Annotated in this window: 9 protein-coding genes; 3 read left to right on the top strand and 6 right to left on the bottom strand. The window is 70.6% G+C overall.

What is annotated here, in order from left to right; all coding sequences use genetic code 11:
- Positions 1 to 7: 7 nt before the first annotated feature.
- Positions 8 to 1525, top strand: a complete 1518-nt coding sequence (locus tag ACI2LP_RS03210; RefSeq protein ID WP_404722807.1) for an amino acid permease — start codon at positions 8 to 10, stop codon at positions 1523 to 1525.
- 36 nt (positions 1526 to 1561) lie between these two features.
- Here the strand turns inward: ACI2LP_RS03210 and ACI2LP_RS03205 are convergent, their stop codons facing one another.
- A complete protein-coding gene (locus ACI2LP_RS03205) occupies positions 1562 to 1948 on the bottom strand; it encodes an NTP pyrophosphohydrolase (protein ID WP_404722806.1) in 387 nt (128 codons plus the stop codon).
- A gap of 113 nt (positions 1949 to 2061) precedes the next feature.
- On the opposite strand from ACI2LP_RS03205, the gene ACI2LP_RS03200 reads away from it, so the two are divergent.
- Positions 2062 to 3213 (top strand): hypothetical protein, encoded by a 1152-nt coding sequence (locus tag ACI2LP_RS03200; protein WP_404722805.1) that lies wholly within the window; start codon positions 2062 to 2064, stop codon positions 3211 to 3213.
- A 141-nt stretch (positions 3214 to 3354) separates the two neighbouring features.
- On the opposite strand, the gene ACI2LP_RS03195 is transcribed toward ACI2LP_RS03200, so the two are convergent.
- From ACI2LP_RS03195 to ACI2LP_RS03175, 5 genes are all read right to left on the bottom strand, one after another.
- Positions 3355 to 5481, bottom strand: a complete 2127-nt coding sequence (locus tag ACI2LP_RS03195; RefSeq protein ID WP_404722804.1) for a 3-hydroxyacyl-CoA dehydrogenase NAD-binding domain-containing protein — start codon at positions 5479 to 5481, stop codon at positions 3355 to 3357.
- A gap of 73 nt (positions 5482 to 5554) precedes the next feature.
- Entirely contained in the window at positions 5555 to 6775 is a 1221-nt protein-coding gene (locus tag ACI2LP_RS03190; protein ID WP_404722803.1) for a thiolase family protein, read from the bottom strand.
- Between the two features lie 267 nt (positions 6776 to 7042).
- Positions 7043 to 8320, bottom strand: coding sequence for an HRDC domain-containing protein (locus ACI2LP_RS03185; protein ID WP_404722802.1), 1278 nt, complete (start codon positions 8318 to 8320; stop codon positions 7043 to 7045).
- A 79-nt stretch (positions 8321 to 8399) separates the two neighbouring features.
- Entirely contained in the window at positions 8400 to 9062 is a 663-nt protein-coding gene (locus ACI2LP_RS03180) for a response regulator transcription factor (RefSeq protein WP_108153209.1), read from the bottom strand.
- A 319-nt stretch (positions 9063 to 9381) separates the two neighbouring features.
- A complete protein-coding gene (locus ACI2LP_RS03175) occupies positions 9382 to 10053 on the bottom strand; it encodes a DUF3000 domain-containing protein (RefSeq protein WP_404722801.1) in 672 nt (223 codons plus the stop codon).
- Between the two features lie 92 nt (positions 10054 to 10145).
- On the opposite strand from ACI2LP_RS03175, the gene hemE reads away from it, so the two are divergent.
- On the top strand, positions 10146 to 11210 hold the full coding sequence (gene hemE, locus ACI2LP_RS03170) for a uroporphyrinogen decarboxylase (protein WP_404722800.1): 1065 nt from the start codon (positions 10146 to 10148) through the stop codon (positions 11208 to 11210).
- The last annotated feature ends 330 nt before the right edge of the window (positions 11211 to 11540 follow it).

Here is an 11540-nt window from a genome sequence, read left to right as displayed (position 1 = left end):
TACGCCGGTGAGTACGCAGCAGGACACGGGCCCGCGCGGGAACGGGCTGTTCAGGACCAAGACGGTCGAGCAGTCGATCCGCGACACCGAAGAACCGGAGCATGCCCTCAAGAAGTCCCTCTCGGCATGGGATCTGACCGTCTTCGGCGTCGGTGTCATCATCGGCACCGGCATCTTCGTCCTCACCGGAAAGGTGGCCAAGGAGAACGCGGGACCCGCGACCGCCCTCGCCTTCGTCGCCGCCGGCATCGTCTGTGCGCTGGCGGCCCTGTGCTACGCCGAGTTCGCCTCAACCGTCCCGGTGGCCGGGTCGGCGTACACCTTCGCGTACGCCTCCATCGGTGAGCTGCCCGCCTGGATCATCGGCTGGGACCTGGTCCTCGAATTCGCGCTGGGCACGGCCGTCGTCGCGGTCGGCTGGTCCGGCTATGTGCGCTCTCTGATGGACAACGCGGGCTGGCATCTGGCGAATGCGCTGGAAGGCCCCGACGTACCGGGCGGGACCTTCGACCTCCTGGCCTTCCTGCTGGTCCTGGTGCTGACCGCGATCCTGGTGGTCGGCATGAAGCTGTCCGCCAACATCACCACGGTTGTCGTGGCCATCAAGGTGACGGTGGTCATGATCGTGATCATCGCGGGGCTGTTCTTCATCGTGGGCGACAACTACTCGCCGTTCATCCCCGAGGCGGTGACCCCGAAGGGCGGGCTGGGCTGGGAAGACGCCCCCATGGTTCAGCTGATTTTCGGTTACAAAGCCACCAACTTCGGCGTCATGGGCATCTTCACCGCCGCCTCCGTCGTCTTCTTCGCCTTCATCGGCTTCGACGTCGTGGCCACCGCCGCCGAGGAGACCAAGTTCCCGCAGCGCGACATGCCACGCGGCATCCTCGGCTCGCTCCTCATCTGCACGGTGCTGTACGTGGCCGTCTCGCTCGTGGTCACCGGCATGCAGCACTACACCAAGCTGTCGGTCAGCGCGCCCCTCGCCGACGCCTTCAAGGCCACCGGTCACCCCTGGTACGCCGGCGCCATCAGCTTCGGCGCCGCCGTCGGCCTCACCACCGTGTGTCTGATCCTGCTGCTCGGGCAGACGCGCGTGTTCTTCGCGATGAGCCGCGACGGTCTGCTGCCCCGCTTCTTCTCCATCACGCACCCGCGCTTCAGGACCCCGTACCGCCCGACCATCCTGCTGGGCGTCCTCATCGCCGTCATCGCGGGCTTCACCAGCATCAACGAGCTCGCGACCCTGGTGAACATCGGCACTCTCTTCGCGTTCGTCGTCGTGGCCGTCGGTGTGATGGTCCTGCGCCGCACCCGCCCCGATCTGCCCCGCTCGTTCCGCACGCCGTGGGTGCCGTTCATCCCGATCCTGTCGATCGCCGCATCGTTCTGGCTGATGCTGAACCTGCCGGGCGAGACGTGGCTCCGCTTCGCCGTCTGGATGCTGATTGGCTTCGTCGTGTACTTCCTCTACGGGCGCAGGAACAGCCGCCTCGGCAAGGTGGGCAAGGAAGCCGTGTTCTAGGGGGTGTCCGGCGCCGGATCCTGCGGGGCCTGGCGCCTACGTACGGCCGCCGGGCAGCTGAACCGCCCGCGGCCCCAGGTACTGCGCCCCATGCGCCTCCACGCGCCGTCTCAACTCCCGGTCAGCCGTGATGACCACACACGCCCGGCCCGTCTCACGGGCGGACGCCAGCGCCACGATCCGGACGTCGCCGCTGCCCGGCGCGGACTCGACCCGTACGCCCGGCACACTCTCGACTCCGCGGGCGGCCCCCTCCACGACCAGCACGATCTCGACGGGGCCGGGATGCCCGGGGAGCCCGGAAGCCTCGAATCCGGCCAGCCGGTCGCGCAGCCGCTCGGCGGCCCCGCGGCGGTCGCGCCACCACCCGTCAGGGACTGAACCGATCACATTCGCGGCGTCGACGATCACCAGTGTTCGCATCAGAAATCCCCAAAAATTCCCTGCCCGGCTGGGTGTTATTGTCGCAGGACTTCATGGAGCGTTGTACTCGGCCGCTCAGTGCGGTTCTCATCAGGAAAGGTGGCCGGTGAGCCATGGCGTTGGGGCCTGCGCGAAGATCCAGGCGAGAAGCGGGCCGGACTCGCGAGGTTTCCACCCCGCTGCGGAACCACGTCCCGGTCAGCACTGCGGAGGACGGCAGTCCGACAGCCACCGGCTGGCTGCTGCTCGGCAAGGACGGTCGGCTCACGGCGTATGCACCCACCCCGGGGGGTGTGCTGCGCTGGACCGAGACCAGGCCGGCCGGTCCCCAGTGGTCGGGACCCGAGCTGGTCGCCAAGGCTGACGGCCTGCTGCCGTATCTCTCGCTCGCCCAGGGCGCGGACGGCTATGTGCACCTCTTCGGTGTGCTGCAGACCCCGGCCGGCGGTGGCCAGGTCCGTACGGACGTCGTCCACTCGATCCAGTACCAGTCGGCCCGTCCGGTCAAGGAGTGGCAGCCGCTGGGCACCCCCTATCCGAATGACCTGGGGCTCGCCGGGCAGATAGGCCGTCCGGCGGCGGTCGTTGACGGCGTGGGCAATGTCCATGTCTTCGTGCGCAACGCCGGCGGCGGGGTGTGCGGGCGCAGCCAGACCAGCACCGGCTCGTGGACCGGCTGGGTCGACCTGAAGGGCAGCGGGGCCCACGGCCGACTGGCCGCCGGCGCGGCCGCCGGGGGCCGCGCCGAGATCCTCGCGCCCGCCCGCGACGGCATCATGCGCTGGGTGCAGGACGGCGACGAGCCTCTTTTCACCAGGGACGCCGACATCCCCTCGCAGGTCCAGGACGGCTCGGTGTCCGCCGTACCGACCGGCGAGGGCCGGCTGACCTTCTTCTGGCGCGACGACAAGTCCGCCGAGGTGCACGCCTGGCGGCAGGACAATGTGCCCGAGCCACTGGGCGGCGGCACGGGGTCAGGGCCGGTCGCGCTGCTGCGGGCCCACGTGGACGGTCACGACTGCACGCTCATGGCCCACCGGGACGCCGACGGGCGGCCCGCCCTCGCGGCCTACCCGACCGAGACCGAGTCCGCGGGTGCGGTCTGGACCGGCACCGGAGAGGCGTGCGTGGGCGCTCCGGCGCTCGCCGTCGACGCCGACGGGCGCGTGGTGCTCGCCGCGTTCGGCCAGGACGGCAGCCTGCGGATCACCCGGCAGAAGACGAACGAGTCCGGTCTGGCCATGGAGGCCTGGACCAGGCACTGAGCCGGACCGAGCACTAGCCGGCCCGAGCGCCGAGCCGGACCAGGCGCTGAGCCGGCCCGAGCACTGAGCCGGACCAGGCGCTGAGCACACAGCAGGCGGCCCCGGCACCGATATCGGTGCCGGGGCCGCCTGCTTGACGCGTTACGCCGGGACGCTCGCGACGCCCTGCGCCAGGAACGGCTTGCCGTTCACCCGCTGGGAGACGCCTTCACGGTCCAGGTACGGCGTGATGCCGCCCAGGTGGAAGGGCCAGCCGGCACCCGTGATCAGGCAGAGGTCGATGTCCTGGGCCTCGGCCACGACACCCTCGTCCAGCATCAGACCGATCTCCTGCGCCACCGCGTTCAGCACGCGCTCGCGGGTCTCCTCCTCGGTCAGGACGACTTCGCCCTGCTTGAGGAGGGCGGCGACCTCCGGGTCCAGCTCCGGCTTGCCGGAGTCGTAGACGTAGAAGCCGCGCTTGCCCGCCTTGACGACCGCAGCCAGGTTCTCGGAGACCGTGAAGCGGTCCGGGAAGGCCCGGTTGAGGGTCTCGGAGACGTGCAGGCCGATCGCCGGGCCCACCAGCTCCAGCAGAACCAGCGGCGACATCGGCAGACCCAGCGGCTCGACGGCCTTCTCGGCGACCTCGATGGGGGTGCCCTCGTCGATGACGTTCTGGATCTCGCCCATGAAGCGGGTCAGGATGCGGTTGACCACGAAGGCCGGGGCGTCCTTGACCAGTACGGCGGTCTTCTTGAGCTTCTTCGCGACACCGAAGGCGGTGGCGAGGGACGCGTCGTCCGTCTTCTCACCGCGGACGATCTCCAGCAGCGGGAGGACCGCGACCGGGTTGAAGAAGTGGAAGCCGACCACGCGCTCCGGGTGCTGGAGCTTGGATGCCATCTCGGTGACCGACAGCGAGGAGGTGTTGGTGGCGAGGATCGCGTGCGCCGGGGCGACCGCCTCGACCTCCGCGAACACCTGCTGCTTGACGCCGATCTCCTCGAAGACGGCCTCGATGATGAAGTCGGCGTCGGAGAAGCCCTCGGCCTTGTCCAGTACGCCGGTGACCAGGGCCTTGAGGCGGTTGGCCTTGTCCTGGTTGATCCGGCCCTTGCCGAGCAGCTTCTCGATCTCGGCGTGGACGTAGCCCACACCCTTGTCGACGCGCTCCTGGTCGATGTCGGTCAGCACGACCGGCACCTCGAGGCGGCGCAGGAAGAGCAGCGCCAGCTGCGAGGCCATCAGACCCGCGCCGACGACGCCGACCTTGGTGACCGGGCGGGCGAGCGACTTGTCCGGCGCACCGGCCGGGCGCTTGCCGCGCTTCTGCACCAGGTTGAAGGCGTAGATGCCGCTGCGCAGTTCGCCGCCCATGATCAGGTCCGCAAGGGCGGAGTCCTCGGCGTCGAAGCCCGCCTGCAGGTCGCCGTTCTTGGCGGCGGCGATGATGTCCAGCGCGCGGTAGGCGGCCGGGGCCGCGCCGTGCACCTTGGAGTCGGCGATGAAGCGGCCGCGCGCGACGGCCTGGTCCCAGGCCTCGCCACGGTCGACCTCGGGACGCTCGACCGCGGTGTCGCCCTTGAGGACGGACGCCGTCCAGATCAGCGACTGCTCCAGGAAGTCCGCGCCCTCGAAGATCGCGTCGGCGATGCCCAGCTCGAAGACCTTGGCGCCCCCCAGCTGCTTGTTCTGGTTGAGCGAGTTCTCGATGATCACCGAGACCGCGCGGTCCGCGCCGATCAGGTTCGGCAGGATCGCGCAGCCGCCCCAGCCGGGGACGAGGCCGAGGAAGACCTCGGGCAGCGAGAAGGCCGGGATCGCCTTGGAGACGGTGCGGTACGAGCAGTGCAGACCGACCTCGACACCGCCGCCCATCGCCGCGCCGTTGTAGTACGCGAACGTCGGGACCGCGAGGGCGGACAGCCGCTTGAAGACGTCGTGGCCGCCCTTGCCGATGGCGAGCGCGTCCTCGCGCCGCTTCAGCAGCTCGACGCCCTTGAGGTCGGCGCCGACGGCGAAGATGAACGGCTTGCCGGTGATGCCGACGCCGACGATCGAGCCCTCGGTCGCTTCCTTCTCGACCTGGTCGATGGCGGCGTTCAGGTTCGCCAGCGACTGGGGGCCGAAGGTGGTCGGCTTGGTGTGGTCCAGGCCGTTGTCCAGCGTGATGAGCGCGAACTTGCCCGCGCCCGCGGGGAGGTCGAGGTGGCGTACGTGCGCCTGCGTGACGACCTCGTCCGGGAACAGCTCGGCCGCGCCCTTCAGGAGTTCAGCGGTGCTCATGCCGCTCCCTCGCTTCGCTCGGTCGAGCACTCGCACGTGCTGCACCCTCTCATTGTTCGCTCGCTGCGCTCGCTCACTTGTTGCCTCCGTCGAAGTGCGGGTTCTCCCAGATGACCGTCGCGCCCATGCCGAAGCCGACGCACATGGTGGTGAGGCCGTAGCGGACCTCCGGCTGCTCCTCGAACTGCCGCGCCAGCTGCGTCATCAGACGTACGCCGGAGGAGGCGAGGGGGTGGCCGAACGCGATGGCGCCGCCGTACTGGTTGACGCGCGCGTCGTCGTCCGCGATGCCGTAGTGGTCCAGGAACGCCAGGACCTGAACGGCGAACGCCTCGTTGACCTCGAAGAGGTTGATGTCCTCGATCGACAGGCCCGCCTTGGCGAGGGCCTTCTCGGTCGCGGGGATCGGGCCGTAGCCCATCACCTCGGGCTCGACGCCCGCGAAGGCGTACGAGACCAGGCGCATCTTGACCGGCAGGTTGTTCTCGCGCGCGAAGTCCTCGGAGGCGATGATCGACGCGGTGGCACCGTCGTTGAGACCAGCGGCGTTACCGGCGGTGACGCGGCCGTGCACACGGAACGGCGTCTTCAGACCGGCCAGGCTCTCCAGCGTCGTGCCCGGGCGCATCGGCTCGTCGGCGGTGACCAGGCCCCAGCCGGTCTCGCCGGCCTCGGGGTTGGTCCGGCGTACGGAGATCGGCACCAGGTCCTGCTGGATCTTGCCGTTGGCGTACGCCTTGGCGGCCTTCTCCTGCGAGCGCACGGCGTACTCGTCGGCGCGCTGCTTGGTGATGTGCGGGTAGCGGTCGTGCAGGTTCTCGGCGGTCATGCCCATGAAGAGGGCGGACTCGTCGACGAGCTTCTCCGACACGAAGCGGGGGTTGGGGTCGACGCCCTCGCCCATGGGGTGGCGGCCCATGTGCTCGACACCACCGGCGATGGCGACGTCGTACGCACCGAAGGCCACGCCGCCCGCCACCGCGGTCACGGCGGTCAGGGCGCCGGCACACATACGGTCGATGGAGTAGCCCGGCACCGACTGCGGCAGACCCGCGAGGATGCCCGCGGTCCGGCCGATGGTCAGCCCCTGGTCACCGATCTGCGTGGTCGCGGCGATGGCGACCTCGTCGATCTGCTGGGCGTCGAGGTCCGGGTTGCGCCGCAGCAGCTCCCGGATGGCCTTCACGACGAGATCGTCGGCACGGGTCTCGTGGTAAATGCCCTTCGGGCCCGCCTTGCCGAACGGGGTGCGGACGCCGTCGACGAAGACGACATCCCTGACGGTACGAGGCACGATGGCTCTCCTCCAGGGTGCGGGGTGGCACTGCTGCGGGCGCGCGGCTAAGCGCGCGCTTCCTCACGTCATGCTACTTGCGGGTAACCAGCCTGCACACCCCTGGGGACGGGAGCGGTACGTCACACGTACTGGGCTCCGCCCCAGACCCTCCCCCTACGCCCCCCGTGGGCGTGAGGAACAAGCCCGTCCGGCGATTGAGGACCGGGGGTCCGGGGGCGGAGCCCCCGGGAGCAGCCCGCCGCAGGCGTCCGCCCGCGCCCCCGGTTACGCCGGCGTCGCCGTCAGCGCGTCCGTCAGCAGCGGGGCCACCAGCTCGATCTGCCACGCGCGTGCGCCGTGCCCCGCCAGCGCCTGTGACACCGCCTCCGCCGTCGGCTCGAACGGCGGCTCCCAGCAGACCCGGCGCACCGTGTCCGGCGTGATCAGGTTCTCCTGCGGCATGCTCAGCTCCTCGGCGAGTGCGGAGACCGCCGCGCGCGCCGCGGAGAGCCGGGCCGCGGCCGCCGGGTCCTTGTCGGCCCAGGAGCGCGGCGGCGGCGGGCCGTTGAGCGGCTGGCCCGGCTGCGGGAGTTCGGCGTCGGCCAGTGCCCTGGCCCGGTCGACGGCCGCCTGCCACTGCTCCAGCTGACGCCGCCCCATCCGGTGGCCGAACCCGGGCAGCGCGGTCAGCGCCGGGACGGTCGCCGGCACGGCAAGCGCCGCCTCGACGATCGCGGCGTCGCTGAGCACCTTGCCCGGCGATACATCGCGCCGCTGCGCCACCTTGTCGCGGGCCGTCCACAGCTCGCGTACGACCGCCATCTGACGACGGCGGCGCACCTTGTGCATCCCGGACGTACGACGCCAGGGGTCCTTGCGCGGGGGAGGCGGAGGGGCCGAGGCGATCGCCTCGAACTCCTGGCGGGCCCACTCCAGCTTGCCCTGCCGCTCCAGCTCCTTCTCCAGTGCGTCGCGCAGATCGATCAGCAGCTCCACGTCGAGCGCGGCATAGCGCAGCCACGGCTCGGGAAGCGGACGGGTAGACCAGTCGACCGCCGAGTGGCCCTTCTCCAGGGCGTACCCGAGGACGGACTCGACCATCGCGCCGAGCCCCACCCGCGGAAAGCCCGCGAGCCGCCCGGCCAGCTCGGTGTCGAAGAGCCGGGTGGGGACCATGCCTATTTCGCGCAGGCACGGCAGGTCCTGGGTGGCCGCGTGCAGGATCCACTCCGTACCGGCGAGGGCCTCGCCGAGCCCGGACAGGTCGGGGCAGCCGACCGGATCGATGAGCGCGCTGCCCGCGCCCTCGCGGCGCAGCTGGACGAGATAGGCCCGCTGCCCGTATCGATAACCGGAGGCGCGCTCGGCGTCCACGGCGACGGGGCCGCTGCCGGCGGCGAAGGCGGCGATCACTTCGGCCAGCGCGTCGTCGTCGGCGACCACCGGCGGAATGCCTTCACGGGGCTCCAGCAAAGGGATCGGCGCCGATTCGACGTCGTCCGGGGGAGCGCCCCCGGTGGTTCGCAGTGCGGTCTCTGCTGCGGTCTCTTGGGCGTCGGTCACGTGTCAAGGGTATCCGTGAACGGACGGCGCCCGTCGACGGAACGTTCCGTCGACGGGCGCGAATGAGTGGGGGAACGATTCAGTGGATGATGCCCGTGCGCAGGGCGACGGCCACCATCCCGGCGCGGTCGCCCGTGCCGAGCTTGCGTGCGATACGGGCGAGGTGGCTCTTGACGGTCAGCGCGGACAGGCCCATCGAGACGCCGATCGCCTTGTTGGACTGGCCCTCCGCAACCAGACGGAGCACCTCGACCTCACGGCCGGAGAGCTCGCGGTAGCCGCCCGGGTGGCTCGGGGCACCCGGGGGGCGGCGGTGCATCCGGCCTGCCGCGGCGCCGATGGGGGCGGCGCCGGGACGGGTCGGGTGCCCGATGTTCGTACGCGTGCCGGTGACGACATAACCCTTGACGCCGCCCGCGAGTGCGTTGCGTACGGCGCCGATGTCGTCGGCCGCGGAGAGGGCGAGGCCGTTGGGCCAGCCCGCGGCTCGGGTCTCGGACAGCAGGGTCAGCCCGGAACCGTCGGGCAGGTGGACGTCGGCAACGCAGATGTCGCGCGGGTTGCCGACGCGGGGACGGGCCTCCGCGATGGACGAAGCCTCGATGACGTCACGTACTCCGAGTGCCCACAGGTGGCGGGTGACGGTGGAGCGGACGCGCGGGTCGGCCACGACGACCATGGCCGTCGGCTTGTTCGGGCGGTAGGCGACCAGGCTTGCGGGCTGCTCGAGAAGAACGGACACCAGGCCTCCTGGGGGGAAGGTGCGGGACGGAGCCGGCTCGGGGAAAGCCGGGGGCGAACCGTGCAGTTAGGGTCACAGACCTCTTCGGCAGCGAACCCGCCCGCCTTTAGAGAATGATCACGATTTGGTTAGTAACAATTGGGGCAATTAGGACGCGTGATCGATCATCCTACGAACGAGCTGACTGGCGGACGCGCGCGAGGCGCTCCGACGGGCGTGCGCGCCCGCGTGCGCGCGGCTGCCGAGGTTGCCGCGACCGGGCGAGGGCGGTCGACGGCGTCTCTCGCTCAGTCTCCTGGTTGTTGCCCCGGGTCTTCCGTCACGGACGCTGCGGACCCCGCCGCTGCGGCAGCGAGACCACACCCGTCCCCGCGTCCGCAGGACCGGCCGGCGACGGCGGCAGCCCCGCGATCTGACAGAGCAGATCGCACCAGGCCGCAAGGTGCGCGGCCGAGTCGGGAACCCCGCCCCGGCCCTCGCGCGGCGTCCATGACGCCCGGATCTCGATCTGCGTCGCCGGGCGGCGCTCGGCAAGTCCACCGAAATAGTGAGACCCCGCGCGGGTGACGGTGCCGCTCGGCTCCCCGTACGCAAGACCGCGCGCCTCCAGCGCGCCCGTCAGCCACGACCAGCAGACCTCCGGAAGCAGCGGATCGGCCGCCATCTCCGGCTCCAGTTCCGCGCGCACCAGCGTCACCAGCCGGAAGGTGCCCTGCCAGGCCTCATGGCCGGCCGGATCGTGCAGCAGCACCAGACGTCCGTCCGCCAGGTCATCGTCACCGTCGACGACCGCCGCCTCAAGGGCGTACGCATGCGGGGCGAGCCGTTGCGGCGGGCGCGTCGGGTCCACCTCGATCTCCGGGCGCAACCGCGCTGCCCGCAGCGCCTCGACCGCCAGACGGAACGCGCGCGGGACGGCATTCCCCTCCGCGCTGTCCGTGTCCTCAGCGCCGTTGGAATGATCGGAAAAATGTCCCTGAGCCGCAGCCATGCGGGGAAGAGTAGGCGGAACGGGGGCTTCGCGCAGGGAGGGACACCCGGCCCGGGGCGGCCACTTCAGGTGTACGTGCGAAGATTCTGGACGTGAGCGCCAACGACAGCCCGACGGGCCAGCCGACAAAGACGTACGACTCCGCCTTCATGAAGGCGTGCAGGCGTGAACCGGTGTCGCACACGCCGGTCTGGTTCATGCGTCAGGCGGGGCGCTCACTGCCCGAGTACCTCAAGGTCCGCGAGGGCATCCCGATGCTCGAGTCCTGCATGCGGCCCGAGCTCGTCACCGAGATCACGCTCCAGCCGGTGCGCCGCCACCGGGTGGACGCCGCGATCTACTTCAGCGACATCGTCGTGCCCCTGAAGGCCATCGGCGTCGACCTCGACATCAAGCCGGGCGTCGGGCCGGTCGTCGCCGAGCCGATCCGCAGCCGCGCCGACCTGGCGCGCCTGCGCGATCTGACGCCCGAGGACGTCTCGTACGTCACCGAGGCCATCGGGATGCTCACCGGAGAGCTGGGCGCCACGCCGCTCATCGGTTTCGCGGGCGCGCCGTTCACCCTCGCGAGCTACCTCGTCGAGGGCGGCCCCTCGCGCAACCACGAGCACACCAAGGCGCTGATGTACGGCGACCCGCAGCTCTGGGCCGACCTGCTCGACCGGCTCGCCGAGATCACCTCCGCCTTCCTCAAGGTGCAGATCGAGGCGGGCGCGAGCGCCGTCCAGCTCTTCGACTCGTGGGTGGGCGCGCTGGCCCCCGCCGACTACCGGCGCTCGGTGCTGCCCGCCTCCGCCAAGGTCTTCGACGCGGTGGCCTCGTACGGAGTGCCGCGCATCCACTTCGGCGTGGGTACCGGCGAACTGCTCGGTCTGATGGGCGAGGCGGGCGCGGACGTCGTCGGCGTCGACTGGCGCGTCCCGCTGGACGAGGCCGCGCGCCGGGTCGGCCCGGGCAAGGCGCTCCAGGGCAACCTGGACCCGGCGGTTCTCTTCTCCTCGACCCAGGCGGTTCAGGCCAAGACGCGCGAGGTGCTGGACGCCGCGGCCGGGCTCGAGGGGCACATCTTCAACCTGGGCCACGGTGTCCTGCCGACGACCGACCCGGACGCGCTGACGCGTCTCGTCGAGTACGTCCACGCGCAGACCGCGCGCTGAGGGGCCACCTGCTGGGTGCCCCGCAACGGCCAAGGGCCGTCCCGCGCGGCGGCGTTGACTTTGCGGGCTGCGCCGCCGGCTCCTGCCTGTTTCCCTCGGCCCTGTTTCCCTCGGCCGCCTGGTCCCCTTCGCCGGAATTTGAGCATGCCGGTGCCAGGCTGCACAGAAAATTTACGACCCCTGATGAAACGTCGCGGGTGGGTCAGGCCGTCAAGTAAGTGAAGGAATGACCAAGGGAGGGAGCCGCGTGCGGGGCTTGTTGGGACGGGGAATCGTGAAGCGGGCCACCAAGAAGAAAACGGGGGCGAACCCTTGCACGTGCAAGACTCC

This window comes from Streptomyces sp. NPDC019890 (genome assembly GCF_044903445.1).
Lineage (GTDB): Bacteria > Actinomycetota > Actinomycetes > Streptomycetales > Streptomycetaceae > Streptomyces.
The sequence above is the reverse complement of the archived record's forward strand: the minus strand, read 5'-3'. Positions and strand labels throughout refer to the sequence as shown.